We start from the raw sequence: 17,474 nt of genomic DNA, 5'->3' as shown, positions 1-17,474 counted from the left end.
ATCGGCGAGTTTTCATTTATGTTATAGTTCAATTTACATAGTTAATTGATATTGTGAAATAGTTATATTTTCAAAATAGTCCAAATGGTTTAGATAAAAATGGTATCACTTTGCCATTGATTTAAATACAATTTAAAAATAAAATTATATTAGGCGAAGGAATTGTGATTATCTTCATTTGTTTTTTGAAAGTAAAGAGGTAAAATGAAAAATTCCTCTATGCAGTTTTAATTTCAACAAGGAGAGGTGCATGTTATGAAAAGAATTAGCTTGGCTTGGCAAATCTTCATTGGTTTAGTGCTTGGTATTATTGTTGGTGCCATTTTCTATGGAAACCCGCATATTGCTGATTACTTACAGCCAATTGGAAACGTTTTTATTCGGTTAATTAAAATGATTGTTGTACCAATTGTGGTTTCGAGTATCATAGTAGGGGTTGCCGGTACCGGTGATATGAAATCTTTAGGGAAACTCGGCGGCAAAACGCTGCTATATTTTGAAATCATTACGACAATTGCCATTGTTGTTGGTCTTTTGGCCGGTAACATCTTCCATCCAGGGACTGGCGTTGACCGTTCTCACTTAACTAAAACTGACATTAACACGTATGTGGAAACTGCCAAAACAACAGAAACCCATTCAATGGTTGATACTTTTGTCAATATTGTTCCGACCAATATCATGCAGTCATTAGCGAACGGTGATATGTTAGCGATCATCTTCTTCTCCGTCATGTTCGGATTGGGCGTTGCCGCTATTGGGGAAAAAGGAACCCCGATAATCAATTTCTTCAAGGGAACAGCTGATGCTATGTTCTATGTGACCAATCAAATTATGAAGGTTGCTCCAATTGGTGTATTTGCCTTAATTGGTGTAACGGTTTCAAAATTTGGGTTATCTTCGCTAATTCCTTTAGGGAAATTGGTCATCGTTGTGTACGGTGCCATGGCGTTCTTTATTTTAGTGGTCTTAGGATTAACAGCTAAAATAGTCGGTTTTAATATCTTTAAGCTATTGAAATATTTGAAAGACGAACTATTATTAGGTTATTCTACAGCAAGCTCGGAAACGGTTCTTCCAAAAATTATGGAAAAAATGGAGAAACTCGGCTGTCCAAAGGCGATTACCTCCTTCGTTATACCAACGGGCTATTCCTTTAATCTCGATGGTTCTACCTTGTACCAAGCTATTGCGGCGTTGTTTATTGCACAAATGTACGGAATCCATATGAGCATCGGCCACCAAATTACGTTGGTGCTGGTATTGATGATTACCTCTAAAGGGATTGCCGGGGTTCCAGGTGTATCATTCGTTGTTCTTCTTGCCACTTTGGGAACGGTGGGTATCCCAGTAGAAGGTCTTGCCTTCATCGCCGGGATTGACCGTATTCTAGACATGGCACGGACTTGCGTCAATATCGTCGGCAACTCTTTGGCTGCCATCGTAATCTCAAGATGGGAAGGCCATAAGGTTGATGACGAGGTAAAAGAATTAGTGGCATAGTGGTAATAATAAATCAAGGTGTCTGATACTTTTATGGTGTCAGGCGCCTTTTTATTATGGCGAACTTTGAAAAAATAGGTCCTTGTTTAATTAGATTAGTCTGAAAAAATTACCAAGAATTAAGGTAAAACTACAATTGTGAGGTTTGTAAAACATTGTTAATATTTTGACAAAAAATCGCCTGGAAGAAGCTCCAGGCGTTTTTTTGCAATCTCTGAAAATGTAAAATAGTAGTAAATGCGCCAATACCTTTTCAATGGTTACACATATTTTAGTATTATAGGACAACCTTTTGAGGGAGGTGCAAATTTTTTGCATAACGGCGGACGAAGAAATCCATTTGGCTTATGTATATTCCCTGGTTACCGCTGGTGAGGTCCAGGTTGCAGCGGGCCGGGTGCCCCCATTAATGATGTTGATGAATGTTGTCAGTGGCATGACAATTGCCTAAAACGTGGAATTGACCCATGTCACTGTGATTTTGGATTCATGGATTGCCTGCGCCACAAACGAAATCGACATACAGATAAAGGAAGAAAAGCGGCGCTAATGTATGATTTTATGAAGATGAAAACCTCATTTACCTGTCGCGAACGGTATGAATCTCGAGATTGAAAACATGTTCATGAAGTATTTTCGCCATTAAGCCTCTCAAATAATCGACAAAAAAATTTAAATGATGGGTATAATTTTTCGCCTGAAATCTGCGCCATTATGCAAGTTACTGCCGTATTTATCCAATCATAAACCGATTCTCGATTACCGAAAATAATAGCGGTCGCTTGAATATTGCAAAGGGGGAAACGGTATGAAATGGCATAAGCGGATTCTTTCGATGATTCAGGAGCGTCAGGATAAAAAGGTGGCCTTGGCAGTGGACACTTCCAGTAATGATGCCCCAACGATTCTCATCAATAACATAGTCAAACTGTTTGAAACAGTCAAACCCGATACGATTTTGGTTCAAGCAGATTTTAAAATAAGGAGCATTTCTCCGGTGAAGAGCGACACGATTAAATGGTATTCTCACGGGAAATCCTCCTATACATTAGTTCTTGAGTGGGCGAAGCAAGAACAAATTGATACGCTGTTTTATATTACCGATGTCACCGGCTTTTTTTCCGAAGACATAGAAAAGTTCGATTATGAAATGTTTTGGCTTGTACCGGGCGTATTCCTTCCAAGAGTGCCGTTTGGCAAAGCAATTAAAGTGGCCTAAAATCGTTAAAAAGACCAAATCCCAGGTTTGGTCTTTTTCGTCCTTATCCTAATAAAATGAAAAAAGGAGCGTGGTGGCTGCCACGCTTCAAAACGGTTGGATGTTTAGGAGGGTTGTCCAAACAGAATTAGTATCCCATGAAGCTTGTTCCTACAATAATCAAAAGGATGAACAGAACGACAATCAATACGAAACTGTTGCCCATGCCGTACATAACCTCACCTCCTTTTTCAGGTACTACAATGTATTCAAAGGGTTTATTTTTTGAACTGGACAAGTATGGAATTATACCGAAATATCTTTATCTGTTGAAAAAATAAAATTCTAAAAGATGGTATTGCCTTCAACAATTTCATATAATTATTCTATTATGCAAAGATTGTAGGAGGCAGAAATGTCGAAAAAGACGATTGTTTTTACAGGCGGGGGTACCGCAGGCCATGTTACACCAAATCTCGCCATCATCAGTGAGATAAGAGATGACTGGGATATAAAATATATTGGCTCCAAAAAGGGCATTGAAAAGGAATTAATTGAAAAAATCGGAGTCCCGTATTATGGAATAAGCAGCGGGAAGCTGAGAAGGTATATTGATTTTGAAAATGTTAAGGATATCTTCCGAGTGTTGAAGGGCTGCCTAGAGGCAAGAAGGGTTTTGAAAAAATTAAAGCCCGATTTGGTGTTTTCGAAAGGTGGATTTGTGTCTGTTCCGGTCATAATTGCAGCCAGTTCTTTAAAAATCCCGATCTTTATCCATGAAAGTGATATGACTCCGGGTCTGGCGAATAAGATTTCCCAACGGTTTGCGAACAAAATCTTTACATCCTTTGAAGAGACGGAAAAATATTTTCCGAAAGGTAAAGTGAAGGCCATTGGCTCACCAATAAGGAAGGAAATTTTAGAGGGCTCGGCGGACAAGGGGAAACGCTCCCTAGGATTCCATAGCGGCCGGCCGATTCTGACCATTATGGGTGGAAGCCTGGGGGCAAGAAAGATCAATGAGGCAGTAAGAGGCTCGCTAAAAGAGCTGACGGTAAAGTACCAAATTGCTCATTTGTGTGGGAAAAATAATCTTGATCCCAGCCTTGAAGGCGTTCCAGGGTACAAGCAATTTGAATATGTACATGAAGAGCTCTCGGATATTTTAGCAGCAACAGACCTGGTAATTACAAGGGGAGGCTCCAATGCCATTTTTGAATTTTTGGCATTAAATATCCCGATGTTAATTATTCCACTCGGTCTGCAGCAAAGCAGGGGCGACCAGATTTTAAATGCAAAAGCCTTTGCGCAAAAAGGATTCTCATTCACCCTTGAAGAAGAACAATTAACTAGTGAATCGCTTTTGAAACATCTGGAAGAGCTTGACCAAAAAAGTGCGGAGATCCGCCAGAATATGAAGCGTTCACAGCAAGGGGAAGCCCTGCAGACGCTGGTTACGGAAATCAATAAATATAGATAAAAAAAGCTAGCGAAGGCTAGCTTTTTTAATTGGATTGGGTATTTAATTTTTCTAATTCATCTTGAATTGCCTTCACGTCAATTCGTTCAAATAATGGCTTCACTCCAGTAATTTTGTCCGGGACAGAGTCGGTAGATTCCCATGTAAACTCGGAACGAGCAAACATCTGATTGATCTCTTTGCTGGAGAACGGCAAAAACGGTGCTAATAATTGCGCTAAATTCAATATGACGATCGTACAATTGAAAATGGTTTGGTCGCATTCGCTTTTATTTTCAGCAATTTGTTTCCATGGCTTTTGTTCGTCAAAATATTTATTCGTTAATCGGACGAGACTGAAAACCTCTTCTAATGCCTGTTTGAAATGCCCGCCTTCAATACTCTTACCAACCGTCTGATAGGCCTTTTTTATTTTGGCGTGAATATCAGGTTTAATAGAACCAATTGGTATATGGCCTCCGTAATATTTTTCAATAAACTTCAACGTCCTATTGACCAGGTTCCCATACCCGCCAAGCAACTCGGAGTTGTGGCTATAAATAAATTCCCTCCAAGAAAAATCAGTATCCCGATTCTCAGGGGCGTTTATTGTTAAAAAATAACGAAGCGAATCGGGATGGTATTTTTCCAATATGTCCGGCACCCAAACAGCCCAATTGCGGCTGGTCGAAATCTTTTTCTTTTCAAGCGTTAAATATTCATTCGAAACAATATGGTCAGGAAGCTTTTTGTTTTGAATGCCTAGTAAAATCGCTGGCCAAATGATGCTATGAAAAGGAATATTATCTTTTCCGTGCACATAATAAGAAATGGCGTCCTCACTCCAAAATTTTGAATCGTTTTTTCCGGAATCCAAGGCCCATTTTTTGCTGGCGGAATAATACCCCGAGACTGCCTCAATCCAAACATAGATTTTTTTCTCTTCATATCCTTTTACGGGTACGCTGATTCCCACAGGTAAATCTCTGGATACAGCCCGGTCTTGCAGTCCTTCGTTGATATATCTTTCTGTTAATTGGATAGCATTCTGCCGCCAGGCAGCATTCTTTTTAGCTCTGGAAACCAAGTTTGTGAGCGGTTCTTTGAATTTTGTTAATGAAAAATAGAAGTGCTCCGTTTGCCTGATGGCCGGAGTATTCCCGCATAGCTTGCACTTTTTCTCTAATAGGTCGATTGGGTCCAGCATGGTGGAGCAATAATCACATTGGTCGCCGCGTGATGGCTGACCGCAATTGGGACAAATCCCCTCGACGTATCGGTCAGGAAGAAACTGCTCGCAGGATTCACAATACGTTTGCTCGATTTCTTTTTTATAAATATAGCCATTGTTGATGAGATCCAAGAAAATTTGCTGAACCGTTTTATGGTGGTGCTCTGAATCTGTTCTCGTGTAGCAATCGTATGAAAATCCTAGCCTTTTAAAATTGTCGTCGAACTCGTTATGGTAGCGGTCGGCAATTTCCTTTGGGGAAACACCTTCCTGTTTGGCGCGGATAGCAATCGGTGTCCCGTTGCAGTCACTTCCAGAAACGTACAATACATTTTCTCCTCGTTGCCGATAGTAACGGGCCAAAATATCGCCCGGCAAAAGGCTTGCGATATGACCGAGATGCAGCGATCCATTCGCATACGGCCATGCTCCTCCAATAAATACATTCATTTCAATTACCTCCTTTTTTGAAAAACAAAAAACCCCGCCCTTATCCATAGAAAATAGATAAGGACGGGGTTATATTAATATCCCGTGGTACCACCTTAATTTACTAACTGCTCACGCAATCAGTCTCTGCAAGTACGGAACGTTGATGTTCGATACTGTGGTTTTGATAACGAGTACCAACTCTCGCCGTAGCCTACTAGTTACAGGGAGTAACGTTCAGGACGGAGCTCAGAGGCCATTGTTCAAATGAGTCACTTTGCTTCTTTTCAGCTCCCGAAGCTCTCTGGTGAAAGTATCGTCATTTTACTTTTCCTCATCATCGCTTATGATGAATATATTGGATTTATTATAAAGGGTAAATTTTTCAAAATCAATGAATATTTGAAAATGGGCTTTAAGTATTGAACGGGAAAAACAAAGCCTGCTATTTTGCCCGAAACGTGAAATTTTTGAGTGGAACGGTAAAAATAAGGCCTCTATTTTGCCCGAAGCATGAAAATTTTGAGTGGAACGGTAAAAATAAGGCCGCTATTTTGCCCGAAACATGAAAATTTTGAGTAGAACGGTAAAAATAAGGCCGCTATTTTGCCCGAAACATGAAAATTTTGAGTGGAACGGTAAAAATAAGGCATCTATTTTGCCCGAAGCATGAAATTTTGAGTGGAACGGTAAAAATAAGGCATCTATTTTGCCCGAAACATGAAAATTTTGAGTAGAACGGTAAAAATAAGGCCGCTATTTTGCCCGAAACATGAAAATTTTGAGTGGAACGGTAAAAATAAGGCATCTATTTTGCCCGAAGCATGAAAATTTTGAGTGGAACGGTAAAAATAAGGCCGCTATTTTGACCGAAACATGAAAATTTTGAGTAGAACGGTAAAAATAAGGCCGCTATTTTGCCCGAAACATGAAAATTTTGAGTGGAACGGTAAAAATAAGGCCGCTATTTTGCCCGAAACATGAAAATTTTGAGTAGAACGGTAAAAATATAGCCTGCTATTTTGCCCAAAACCTGAAAATGGATGATGGAACAGGAAAATAAAGCCCGGTATTTTGCCCGAACCTTGAAAATAGAGGCTAGAACGGGAAGAATAAGCCCGGTATTTTGCCCGAACCTTGAAAATGGAGGATGGAACGGTAAAAATAAACCTTCTATTTTTACCTTTTAACAAAAATAAGACTGTTACGGGTAAAAATACCGCAACCCTGCTCACATAAAAGAAAAGACCCTGCCAAACGGCAGGGATTCTTCTTATCTTAATTTCCGAATCACAGCCCGCACCGGACTTCCATCTGCCTCCACCAATGGCAGCGGCAGAGCAGCCAACTCATAATCCCCTGGCTCCACCTCATCCAAGACCAATCCCTCTAAAATATGAATCCCGCAGCGAGTAAGCTCATGGTGAGCGGAAAGCTCTTTACTATCAATAGCGTCCACGGATGGTAAATCGAGTCCAAGCAGTCGTACACCCCGCTCAGAAAGATACGCCGCCAACCCAGGCTCTACCGGGGGAATTGAACTAGGAAACGCACGACGATCTGACCAAGCATCAGTCCGAATTAAAAGTCGCTCAACGCCTCCCAAATCCACACCATTAAGCTCCTTACCTCCTATTTTCGCCACATTCGGCAAATGAACAACCCGCGCCGGGCCAATATACAAATTAATATCCAAATCAATAACCCTTTTTCCATCATTATCAAAATGGAATGGAGCATCAATGTGGGTGCCGGTGTGGGCACTCATTGTGATTTCGCCGACATTGCAGGAGCCGCTTTCCTCCATGCTCCAGCTTACCTTATATGAGAAAGGGGTATCCCCCGGCCAAACGACAATATTGTTATCCAGCCGCTGCGAAATATCTATCCATTTATTCATTCAAATACCGCCTCCAACACATTTATAGCCTAAGTGTATTACAGCTTTGTCCTTAGGCTCAAGAGCTCCGGGAAGAATTGGTGGTCAATGACCTTTTTTAAATATGGGACACCGGAAGATCCGCCAGTTCCTTTTTTATGGCCAATAATTCTCTCCACGGTCGTCAAGTGATGAAACCGCCAGAGCTGCTGCTGATTGCCGATGTCGACCAGCTTTTCAGCCAGTTCGTAGAGGTCCCAGTATTTATCAGTATTGCGGTATACAGCCAGCCACGCCTCCTCGACACTGTTATTTGGCTCATAACACACCGACCAATCTCGTTTCAGCACAACTCCATCAACAGGTAATCCATTAGCTGCAAGGGCGGAGATGGCTGCATCATAAATGCTAGGCTCGCCAAGAGCATCGCACATCTTTTTATATAGATCAGCCTGATGCCGATAAACAGCCAATTTCCCTGGGTTTTTCTGACCTAACGCAAACTCAATCAACCTATTTTGATACGATTGGAACCCGGAAGAACGTCCAAGTTTATGGCGAAATTGCATGTAATCAGCAGGCGTCAAGGTCGTGAGAACATTCCACGACTGGATTAACTGCTGCTGAATCTTGGAAACACGAGACAGCATCTTAAACGAGGGCTCCAAATCGTTTCGGAGAATACATTGGATGGCTGCGTTCACTTCGTGCAGAATTAGCTTCATCCATAGCTCGCTCGTCTGGTGGATGATGATAAACAGCATTTCATCGTGGTGGTCGGATAACAGCCGCTGGCTCGATAGGATGTTATCGAGATGAAGATAATCCCCGTAGGACATTTCTTTTTGAAAGTCAGTCTGAATTTCCTTATCTAAACCAAAGTTTTGGTCTTGCGCATCGCTTTCCATACATTTAGGCTCCTTTATTAAATTTTTTTTAAAAAAGACCTAATGCTACGCGACGATATCCCGCTCATTGGCAAACTTCTCATACTGCTTCTCCGACATAATCACCTTCAGAACTTGAACAACCTTCCAAACTTCTTCAAAGGTGTTGTAAAGAGCAACCGGAGCCAGCCGGATGATATTAGGAGCTCGGAAATCTGGAACGATCCCATTTTCTTTTAATGCTTTGCAAATGCGGGCCGCCTCATCATGCTCAAGACTGACATGTCCACCGCGGCGAGAATCCTCTTGAGGATTTCCAACCACGAAATCTAAATCAGTCAACTCATGTTCAATTAATTTCATCAAATAGCGGGTAAGTTGAAGGGATTTTAATCGAATATTCTCAATCCCGGCTTCAGCGAACATCTCCAGGGAGCCAATAAGAGGGGCGAGGCTCAAAACATGTGGTGTGCCAATTTGATAAGCGGCCGCTGTTTCCGCCGGTGTAAAGGTATGCTCCAAATCAAATTGCTTCTCTTTGTTCGAGCCAAACCATCCAGCTAAACCAGGGGATACCTCAAAATGTTTCCGATTCACATACAAACCACCGACTGCCCCAGGCCCGCCGTTTAAATATTTGTAATTGCACCAATAGGCAAAATCAACATCCCATTCGCTGAAGGAATGAGGGATGGCGCCAATTGAATGGCAGGCATCAAAACCTATTAAAATATTCCTCTTATGTGCTTCCGCCGTTAACCGTTTCATATCCAGTACTTGCCCGCTCCGGTACAATACTGTCGGAAGGATGACCAAGGCAACGTCATCGGTCATCGCTTCGATAATATCGTCCTCTTCTATGAATCTACCATCGCGGCTCCTCACGCATATAAGGTGGGCATCCGGATCATGACCATGAAGCTGTAGCTGGCTTTTTAATGCATAAATATCACTAGGAAAGTTTAATCCATCGGCTAATATTTTCGTGCGGGATCCTGTTGGTTTATAAAAAGTAGCAATGAGCTGATGGAGATTAGTAGTTGTGGAACTGCAGGCAATTACCTCCTCCCGAGCTGCTCCAATAAGGGGTGCCGTCATTTCTCCCAATTTTTCTGATAGGAAAAACCATGGCTGCTTTCCTTTTGTCCAGCCATCGATTCCATATTCCTTCCAAGCTTCGATAGTATCGAGAAGGGCCCGTTCCGCCCGTTTGGAAAGCAAACCTAGAGAGTTTCCGTCCATATAAATGGAATCCGGCTTGATGAAAAACTCATCACGAAATCCCGAAAGAGCATCTTCATTGTCCAATTTTCTGGCAAAATCCAGCGTTGGCACAAAATCTTCTACGTTCATCGGTCTCCTCCTTTTCTTATAAAATATATATTCCAACTGCAACGTAACAATGTATAGGAAATGGGTGTCAGGCACCGCTCGTGGACACTTGTGAAAAGGAGGCAAAAAAAATAGATTGGTGACAGCACCAATCAAGATTATGGGAAGTTTTAAGAAATGAGTTCGACGAACTTATTTCTTAATTAAGTTACCTTTATAATAGGGAAAAGTTATGTAGAAGTTAGGGGGAAGATGTGTGGAAGTTGTGAAGATTATACTTGGCACCTTATTTTAAGAAGCCGTCTGCTAATTCGTAAATCGCCTTTCCAAAAACTTTGGTACAAAATGGTTTAATTTACAGTTTACTTGTTTTATAATTTTATATGTTAACCTATTTGTTGTTTTAGTTAACAAATAAAATTGAGGTGATAATGTGAGTTGGTCAAAACTAGCAAATGAAGTGCTCGAAGGATACGTTCTAACAAAAGAACAAGCCAAGGAAATTTTGCACTCTAAAGACGACGATATCTTGTCTCTAGTCAATGCCGCCTATGAAATCCGCAGACATTATTATGGTAAGAAGGTAAAGTTAAATTTAATCATTAACGCCAAAAGCGGTCTATGTCCAGAGGATTGCGGATATTGTGCGCAGTCCATTAAAGCAAAAACGGAAATCGATCGGTATACCCTCATCAGCAAGCAGACCATTGTGGAGGGCGCCAAGGAAGCAAAGAAAAACAAAATCGGTACATACTGTATCGTCATGAGCGGACGGAAACCGACCAATAACGAAGTTGATACCGTCATTTCTGCAGTTCAAGAGATTAAGAGCGAGGTCGAGCAAATCAAGATTTGCGCTTGTATGGGATTGGTCAGTGAGGAGCAAGCTTACAAATTGAAAGCAGCAGGAGTAGACCGCTTCAATCACAATATCAATACAAGTGCCAATCACCATGCTAATATCACCACCACACATGATTATGACGACCGTGTCGAAACGATTGAAAATGTGAAGAAAGCGGGGATTTCTCCTTGTTCCGGCGTCATTTGCGGAATGGGGGAAACCGATGATGATATCGTTGAGATGGCATTTGCCTTAAGGGAACTGGATGCTGATTCCATTCCGGTTAATTTCCTTCATCCGGTCAAAGGAACGAAGCTAGAGGATCTAAACGAATTGACACCAATCCGTTGCCTCAAAATTTTGGCGCTGTTCCGCTTCATCAATCCGACAAAAGAAATCCGCATCTCGGGCGGCCGTGAATTCAACCTTCGTTCACTTCAGAATCTGGGGCTGTTTATGGCCAACTCCATTTTCGTCGGCGATTACCTGACAACCGCAGGCCAAGGAGCAGAGGAAGACTATCAACTCATTAAAGACCTGGGCTTCGAAATTGAAGATAACCCATTTGAAACAGAAAGCCAGACATTTGCGGAAACCTATTAAAGAAAGCCCCCTCACTGCTCGCTGAATGGTGGGGGGATAATTTTTAAATGGCAAAAAAATAGATTGGTGTAAGCACCAATCAAAATTATGGGAAGTTTTAAGAAATGAGTTCAATGAACTTATTTCCTAATTAAGTTACTTTTATATTATTAGATTCTTGTGTAGAACTTATAGAGAACTTACGTGGAAGTTATGAAGATTTTTGTTATCCGAAAATTAGGTTGATATCTTTAATTGATTCCATGTTTCTTCCCATTTCTTTGTTTTAACCCGATTAAAATAAACTTTATTAAGCTCCATATTTGCCAAAAATAATGGGGTCGGTTTAACTTCCATATGAATCAAATCCTCGATTCCCCATGGGGAAGAAATTACTAAGTTGTCTTTTTCATCGAGTTTCACTCCAACCGCTGTTGCTGTTTCGGGAAATTTCGAAATACCATCCACAGCCGAAGAGTAGGGAGCAAGTTTGTTAATAACATGCATTCTGGCCTGATTTTTTATCGACCATGGAATGTCAGGCCTCAGGATTTTTAGTTTTTCTTCACGCTTCTTTTCATCATACTCATCTATATTTTCCGGATTAAAATAAATTACATCGATATCCTGAAGAGGGGTCCTGGTGGTAAATCCATGCAATACATCCCATATTTTTGAGCGGACAAACCCTGCGCATATCCACCAATCAGGCAGATTCATGGTTTTTGCTATTTTTAAAATTTCCATCATCCAGATATCTTCTCTGATAACTTGAATAATATCTTCCTGATTTTTAATAATTTTTAACACTCCTTAGCTATTTTTAAATAATGTAGTCCATATGAAGTACGGCTTAAATAAAATCTAACATATTTTTCCTATAGGGTCCCGTAATTCTTTGAAAATCTATAACACCTGGACAGCATAAAAAACCGATGCCCCGATCGTTATGAATTTTCACCCCAGCAAAACATTCCGACCCGGTAAAACCTTTTCCAAAAACTTTCGTCTAAATTAAAAGAGGTGATACATAATTGAAGGCAATCATATTTGATTTTGATGGATTAATTGTGGATACGGAAACCATCTGGTTCGAGGCTTATAAGGAAGTCCTAGAAAAAGGCTATGGAATAAACCTTACGCTGCAGCAGTTTTCCAAAGTCATAGGAACGGACGACACCGAACTATTTGCTTATATCCAAGAAAACCTGTCGACACCAATAAATTCCGAAGTCATTGAAAACTCTGTCAAACAAATAGTTTTAGAAAAAATGAAGGAGCCTGCCGCACGGGAAGGCGTGGAGGAGTACCTTAAAGAAGCAAAAGAATTAGGATTGAAAATTGGCTTGGCCACCAGCTCAAGCCGTGAGTGGGTGGAAGGTTTTTTAAAAAAGCTCCATATTTTCAAGTACTTTAATGTCATAAAAACACGGGACGATGTTTCTAAAGTGAAACCGAACCCAGAATTATATATTCAAGCTGTCAAAGCACTAGGCATCAAACCATCCGAAGCGGTTGCCTTTGAAGATTCTTTGAATGGTCTCAGAGCGGCAAGAGAAGCAGGAATTCATTGCGTAGTAGTGCCAAACCAAGTTACATCGCATTTAGAGTTTCATGGCCATAGCCACAGGCTGTCTTCAATGGAAGAGATAAACTTGAAGCAATTATTGCAAAAAATTAAGGGGGGAAACGAATGAACGGATATAATATTAGGCTCGGTACCACCAAAGATGAACAATTTTTATGGGAAATGCTATATCAAGCTATCTATATACCAGAAGGTCAGCCGCGGCCAACCAGGGATATTTTGAACGAACCGCATATTGAAAAATCTCTAATTGACTGGGGCAGAAACGGGGACACGGCCATTATTGCGGAGGATCATGATCATCAACCTATCGGGGCGGTTTGGGTTCGATTGTTCGATGAATCCAATAAAACCTACGGCTTTGTCGATAGTCAAACCCCTCTATTGGGTATGGCGCTTATGCCGGAATATCGGGGAAAGGGGATAGGGACTGTTTTGCTTGGCGAAATACTAAGAACCACAAAAGAATTCGGATATAAAGGGATTTCTTTAAGCGTCGACCCAACTAATCCTGCCCTGCAGTTATACAAAAGATTTGGCTTTAAAAAGATAGGTGTTGATGGAACATCTTGGGATATGCTGGTGACATTCTAATGTAAAAAAGAAAAGGTGATGGCACAAAATGTGTCAATCACCTTTTTTATCATTACTCCAAGCCATTTCTATAAGCTTTTTAGCTGATACTTTTTGCATTCATCGATATATTTTTTGAAGCCTTTTTATGCAGCCATTCATAAATAATCGGAATGATAATAAAGCTGTTGATGGTCGAAGTGACCATACCGCCAATCACGACAATGCCGAGTGTCTGCGATATAACGGTATCGGCATTATGAGAAAATGCCAATGGCAATAATGTAAGTACAGTTGCTGCTGCTGTCATCAAGATTGGTCTAATCCTTGAAAGGCTGCCATTCAATACCGCTTCCTCAACAGGCATGCCTTCTTTTCGATTTCTTTCGATTTTGTCAATTAACACAATACCATTGGTTACCACTATACCTGTAAGCATGAGAATTCCAATCAATGCTGCTAGATTCCATTCACCATGGAATAAAATTAACGCGATAACCACGCCGCTTAATGCCAGCGGAATGCTTAATAGCACTGATAATGGAGCTCTCCAGCCTTTGAAAATGGATGAAGTAATCAGTAATACTAAAAGGATAGAAAATGCTACTGCAACAGACATATCAAAAATCATGTCTTTTACTTGCTCAGAGATTCCTCCCAATGAGTACGTTACATCGCTAGGAAGTTTCATGCTGCTTAGAGCTTTCTCTGCTTGGCTTGACACTTTACCAATATCATTGGATGTAATCTGTGCTGTCACCAGAGAGAATGGCTGACCATCCCGTTCGCTAATAGTTGATGGGGACTGGTCTTTCGAGATTTTAGCGATTTGGTCAAATCGGACCACTTCACCATTATTCCCGCTAAACGTTTCAGCAGCAAGAGATGCTAAAACATCATCAGCAGAAGCCTCTAATGTAATATTTGAGTTGTCACCTGAAGCAATTTGATCTAAAAATTGGTCCACAGGAAGGGCCTTATGATCCACCATAATTGTAGCATCCTTCGATGCAGACATATAACGATTTACAACGGTCAAAATGTCCGCCACTTTAACCCCCTTATCCTGAATTGCCTTTTGGTCAAACGTCACCTTGTACTTAGGAGCACCGTTTGTTAAATCAACTTTTCCATCGACACTCAAGTCTGCAATTTTCGATAGGTTTGTTCGTGCTTCCTGCGCTACCTGATCCAATGTCGCTTGGTCGGAACCAGTGAACAAAATACGCATTTGTGAATCATCACCAGAAATGTTCTGGCTTGTTACTGTATAAGTTACATCTTTCGCTAAGGTCGGAAGCTGTTTTTGCAGCTCTTTAATGACGGAATCTGCATCCTTGTCGTTCTTCAAAACAACTGAAAGGTTAGCAACATTCGGATAGGTGATAAAGCCGCCGCCTTGGTCAAACACGTCGTCACTTTGAGGTGTCATGGTTGAACCAAAATTGGCAGAATAGGCATCCACCTTTGGATTTTCTTTTAATGTTTTTTCAATTTTTTGCACTTCAGAATCTACCTGGATTAAGGTGCTTCCTTTAGGTAATTCTGCTTTTATGGCAATTTGTCCGATTTTTCCACTAGGCAATAGACTTACCGGAAGGAACGCAGAATAGATGCCGGCACCTAAAAAGACTAAGATCGAAACAATAATCATCGCTTTTTTGTGCTTGAATGCAGATTGTAAAATTGGTTTCATTTTCGAATCGAGTTTGACCGTTTGTTTTTCTCCGTTTCCGCCTTTCCATCCCATAAACGCAAGAGCAGGAATGACAAGCATGGCAACAAAGAATGAAATGACGAGTGCAATCACGACAGACCAAGCGAATCCGCTGTATGATGCACTAATGACGCCGCCAACAAAGGCGATTGGTATATAGACTGCAATAGTCGTTAAGGTAGAGCCTAAAATCGCTGGAATCATTTCAACAACAGATGAAGCAAGAATGGAAAGCAGCGGTTTATCTTTCGATTCTTCCCGTTTCCGATACATGTTGTCTAAGATAACAATCGAATCATCGACAATACGTCCCATCGCTACGATCAAACCGGAAACCGTTAGGATGTTTAACGTGATACCCATTGACTTTAAAAAAGCCGTTGTCGCTAATAAGGAAATTGGTAGTGAAATAGCTATTAATAAAGTTGATCTTACATTTCGGAAAAAGAAGAACACACAGATCATCGAGAATAAACAGCCAAGCAAACCTTCTCGAATTAAACCGAAAAGAGAACTGTTTAATTCTTTTTCCCTATCAAGTAAAACTTGGAATGAAACATCTTTTGGATTTACTGTATCCAAGTGAAGATGAGAAACACGGTCTTTAACTTGTTCAGCAACATCAGTAATATTGGCCGATGGTGTTTTAATCACATTTAAAGTAACACTTGGCGCTCCATTTGTTCTTGAGACAGTCTTTACGTCATTTAAGGAATGTGTAATGGTACCGAATGCCGATACAGGAATGACTTTTCCTTCCTTATTCTTAATTGTTGCGTTTTCCATTTGCTGCTCGGTTAATGGTAAACCATCAAAGGAAACTGGAATTGATAATTGGTTGTTTACAATATTCCCTTGCGGCATCGATGGAACAGCCATAGCAAACGATTTATTCACATCATCTAATGTTAATCCATTTTTCACAAGGTCTTTCATGCGGACAGTTAATACATATCCATCTTTTGCTCCCCCGATTGCGGATACATCCGCTACTCCAGGAACGGATTTTAATTGTTTGATTATTTCCTGTGTTGCAGTGGAACGAAGTGTTTGTTCATCCAATTTTGAACTTGTTACACTGTAAGTCAAAATTGGAAATGAGCTTGTTGTTAATCGAGTCACGGAAGGAGTGCTTGTAAGCGTTGACGGAAGGTCGGCATTGGCCAAGGCTTTATTTACTTGGTCCTCGGCTAGCTTCATATCTGTATTCATCGGAAAATACAAACTCATAAATAAGCCGCCGTCATATGAAGTGGTTTCGACATTGGACAAACCATCCACGGTTTTGACGGCACTTGCAAGGTTATCAGTAACCTGTTGTTTCACCTGAGCCGCTTGATAACCAGGTACTCTCATACTAACTGAAAGGGTGGTGTTATTAATCCCAGGTAAATAATCTCTTTGCATCTGGTAAGCAGAAATACCTCCCCAGGACAAGATTATGGCAACACACACAATCATAAGAATGGCTCTTTGCATGGTTGCCTCTACTAACTTTTTCATTGTTTTTCCTCCCATTACTCCATATATGATATAACCCAAAACATGATCGTTTCTGCTGTGAATTCATGAATGGACTTACAATAAAATTGGGCACTTCAAAGTATATAAAACGAACCTGTTTGTTCACTTAATAAAAGATTAATATTTCATTAAGATGGAAAAATCATTTTAAGAATAACGGAAGAATATATAGAAAAAGCTAAATAAATGGGGGATTTAAAAGTCAGGGGGGACAACCTTGTTCAAACATTTAATAAAAGCGATTCCTAATTTATTTACACTAGGAAATTTATTGTGCGGTGTTCTTTCTATAACCTTGAATATGAGTGGCTTTATCGAAGCTGCCGCCATTTTTATCTTTTTTTCAGCTGTTTTTGATCTTCTTGACGGAAGGATTGCGAGGAAATTAAAAGTGAACAGTGAATTGGGCGTAGAACTGGACTCCTTGGCCGATATTGTGAGTTTTGGGGTTGCCCCTGCTCTTTTATTCCATTCAATTGCTGCACCATCTATATTAACTTCTTTGGCATTTATCCTTTTTCCGATGATGGGGGCATTAAGATTAGCCAGGTTTAGCGTCAAGCCAACGATCGGCTATTTTAAAGGACTGCCCATTCCAGCGGCCGGCCTGCCACTGGCTGGTATGGGATTCTTCTCATATAGCAATGCATGGATTACGTTAATCCTAGCCCTCTTAATGGTAAGTCCAATTAGAGTTAAAAAAATTTAATTAAATTTTCCTTTTTAAA

15 protein-coding genes and 1 other annotated feature are annotated in these 17,474 nt (G+C 40.6%); of the genes, 8 read left to right on the top strand and 7 right to left on the bottom strand.

From position 1 onward, the window contains the following. The first annotated feature begins 255 nt into the window (after positions 1 to 255). The 3 genes from KHA99_RS15115 (at position 256) to KHA99_RS15105 (ending at position 2,722) form a co-directional block, all read left to right on the top strand. The gene (locus KHA99_RS15115) at positions 256 to 1,503 is read left to right on the top strand and encodes a cation:dicarboxylate symporter family transporter (RefSeq protein WP_213118307.1); all 1,248 of its coding nucleotides are present in this window, start codon (positions 256 to 258) and stop codon (positions 1,501 to 1,503) included. 292 nt (positions 1,504 to 1,795) lie between these two features. Beyond that, positions 1,796 to 1,954: a hypothetical protein gene (locus KHA99_RS31385; RefSeq protein WP_213118306.1), complete on the top strand. Its 159-nt coding sequence runs from the start codon at positions 1,796 to 1,798 to the stop codon at positions 1,952 to 1,954. Positions 1,955 to 2,311: 357 nt separating this feature from the next. Then, entirely contained in the window at positions 2,312 to 2,722 is a 411-nt protein-coding gene (locus tag KHA99_RS15105; protein ID WP_213118305.1) for a hypothetical protein, read from the top strand. 127 nt (positions 2,723 to 2,849) lie between these two features. Here the strand turns inward: KHA99_RS15105 and KHA99_RS15100 are convergent, their stop codons facing one another. Continuing rightward, positions 2,850 to 2,927: a YjcZ family sporulation protein gene (locus KHA99_RS15100; RefSeq protein WP_261363809.1), complete on the bottom strand. Its 78-nt coding sequence runs from the start codon at positions 2,925 to 2,927 to the stop codon at positions 2,850 to 2,852. Between the two features lie 189 nt (positions 2,928 to 3,116). Here KHA99_RS15100 and murG point away from each other — a divergent pair, with 189 nt between their 5' ends. Then, positions 3,117 to 4,181, top strand: a complete 1,065-nt coding sequence (gene murG / locus KHA99_RS15095; protein ID WP_213118304.1) for an undecaprenyldiphospho-muramoylpentapeptide beta-N-acetylglucosaminyltransferase — start codon at positions 3,117 to 3,119, stop codon at positions 4,179 to 4,181. A 25-nt stretch (positions 4,182 to 4,206) separates the two neighbouring features. On the opposite strand, the gene metG is transcribed toward murG, so the two are convergent. The 4 genes from metG to kynU all read right to left on the bottom strand — a co-directional run bounded on the left by metG (position 4,207) and on the right by kynU (position 9,939). Continuing rightward, positions 4,207 to 5,841 (bottom strand): methionine--tRNA ligase, encoded by a 1,635-nt coding sequence (gene metG / locus KHA99_RS15090; RefSeq protein WP_213118303.1) that lies wholly within the window; start codon positions 5,839 to 5,841, stop codon positions 4,207 to 4,209. A 56-nt stretch (positions 5,842 to 5,897) separates the two neighbouring features. Continuing rightward, positions 5,898 to 6,170 (bottom strand) — a binding site (T-box leader). Positions 6,171 to 7,093: 923 nt separating this feature from the next. Beyond that, a complete protein-coding gene (gene kynB, locus KHA99_RS15085; RefSeq protein ID WP_213118302.1) occupies positions 7,094 to 7,720 on the bottom strand; it encodes an arylformamidase in 627 nt (208 codons plus the stop codon). A 38-nt stretch (positions 7,721 to 7,758) separates the two neighbouring features. Next, the gene (kynA, locus tag KHA99_RS15080; protein WP_213118301.1) at positions 7,759 to 8,607 is read right to left on the bottom strand and encodes a tryptophan 2,3-dioxygenase; all 849 of its coding nucleotides are present in this window, start codon (positions 8,605 to 8,607) and stop codon (positions 7,759 to 7,761) included. A gap of 45 nt (positions 8,608 to 8,652) precedes the next feature. Further along, the gene (gene kynU / locus KHA99_RS15075) at positions 8,653 to 9,939 is read right to left on the bottom strand and encodes a kynureninase (protein WP_213118300.1); all 1,287 of its coding nucleotides are present in this window, start codon (positions 9,937 to 9,939) and stop codon (positions 8,653 to 8,655) included. A gap of 412 nt (positions 9,940 to 10,351) precedes the next feature. Between kynU and bioB the strand changes: the two genes are divergently transcribed. Beyond that, entirely contained in the window at positions 10,352 to 11,365 is a 1,014-nt protein-coding gene (gene bioB / locus KHA99_RS15070) for a biotin synthase BioB (protein WP_213118299.1), read from the top strand. A 216-nt stretch (positions 11,366 to 11,581) separates the two neighbouring features. On the opposite strand, the gene KHA99_RS15065 is transcribed toward bioB, so the two are convergent. After that, a complete protein-coding gene (locus KHA99_RS15065; RefSeq protein ID WP_213118298.1) occupies positions 11,582 to 12,094 on the bottom strand; it encodes a nucleotidyltransferase family protein in 513 nt (170 codons plus the stop codon). 284 nt (positions 12,095 to 12,378) lie between these two features. On the opposite strand from KHA99_RS15065, the gene KHA99_RS15060 reads away from it, so the two are divergent. Continuing rightward, complete coding sequence (locus tag KHA99_RS15060; RefSeq protein ID WP_213118297.1) at positions 12,379 to 13,041, top strand: HAD family hydrolase; 663 nt, start codon at positions 12,379 to 12,381, stop codon at positions 13,039 to 13,041. Further along, a complete protein-coding gene (locus KHA99_RS15055) occupies positions 13,038 to 13,526 on the top strand; it encodes a GNAT family N-acetyltransferase (RefSeq protein ID WP_213118296.1) in 489 nt (162 codons plus the stop codon). The genes KHA99_RS15060 and KHA99_RS15055 overlap by 4 nt, the downstream gene beginning before the upstream one ends. A gap of 79 nt (positions 13,527 to 13,605) precedes the next feature. Here KHA99_RS15055 and KHA99_RS15050 read toward each other — a convergent pair whose 3' ends face one another. Next, the gene (locus KHA99_RS15050) at positions 13,606 to 16,725 is read right to left on the bottom strand and encodes an efflux RND transporter permease subunit (RefSeq protein ID WP_213118295.1); all 3,120 of its coding nucleotides are present in this window, start codon (positions 16,723 to 16,725) and stop codon (positions 13,606 to 13,608) included. Between the two features lie 238 nt (positions 16,726 to 16,963). Here KHA99_RS15050 and pssA point away from each other — a divergent pair, with 238 nt between their 5' ends. Further along, on the top strand, positions 16,964 to 17,455 hold the full coding sequence (gene pssA, locus KHA99_RS15045; RefSeq protein ID WP_213118294.1) for a CDP-diacylglycerol--serine O-phosphatidyltransferase: 492 nt from the start codon (positions 16,964 to 16,966) through the stop codon (positions 17,453 to 17,455). The last annotated feature ends 19 nt before the right edge of the window (positions 17,456 to 17,474 follow it).

The sequence above is a fragment of the Neobacillus rhizophilus genome (assembly GCF_018343535.1).
GTDB lineage: Bacteria > Bacillota > Bacilli > Bacillales > Cytobacillaceae > Neobacillus > Neobacillus rhizophilus.
The sequence above is the reverse complement of the archived record's forward strand: the minus strand, read 5'-3'. Positions and strand labels throughout refer to the sequence as shown.

What these genes read in the sequence shown, in the direction of transcription:
- KHA99_RS15115 (WP_213118307.1), top strand. Translation starts at nt 256, where the DNA reads ATGAAAAGAATTAGCTTGGCTTGGCAAATCTTCATTGGTTTAGTGCTT.
- KHA99_RS15105 (WP_213118305.1), top strand. Translation starts at nt 2,312, where the DNA reads ATGAAATGGCATAAGCGGATTCTTTCGATGATTCAGGAGCGTCAGGAT.
- KHA99_RS15100 (WP_261363809.1), bottom strand. Translation starts at nt 2,927, where the DNA reads ATGGGCAACAGTTTCGTATTGATTGTCGTTCTGTTCATCCTTTTGATT.
- murG (WP_213118304.1), top strand. Translation starts at nt 3,117, where the DNA reads ATGTCGAAAAAGACGATTGTTTTTACAGGCGGGGGTACCGCAGGCCAT.
- metG (WP_213118303.1), bottom strand. Translation starts at nt 5,841, where the DNA reads ATGAATGTATTTATTGGAGGAGCATGGCCGTATGCGAATGGATCGCTG.
- kynB (WP_213118302.1), bottom strand. Translation starts at nt 7,720, where the DNA reads ATGAATAAATGGATAGATATTTCGCAGCGGCTGGATAACAATATTGTC.
- kynA (WP_213118301.1), bottom strand. Translation starts at nt 8,607, where the DNA reads ATGGAAAGCGATGCGCAAGACCAAAACTTTGGTTTAGATAAGGAAATT.
- kynU (WP_213118300.1), bottom strand. Translation starts at nt 9,939, where the DNA reads ATGAACGTAGAAGATTTTGTGCCAACGCTGGATTTTGCCAGAAAATTG.
- KHA99_RS15065 (WP_213118298.1), bottom strand. Translation starts at nt 12,094, where the DNA reads ATGATGGAAATTTTAAAAATAGCAAAAACCATGAATCTGCCTGATTGG.
- KHA99_RS15055 (WP_213118296.1), top strand. Translation starts at nt 13,038, where the DNA reads ATGAACGGATATAATATTAGGCTCGGTACCACCAAAGATGAACAATTT.
- KHA99_RS15050 (WP_213118295.1), bottom strand. Translation starts at nt 16,725, where the DNA reads ATGAAAAAGTTAGTAGAGGCAACCATGCAAAGAGCCATTCTTATGATT.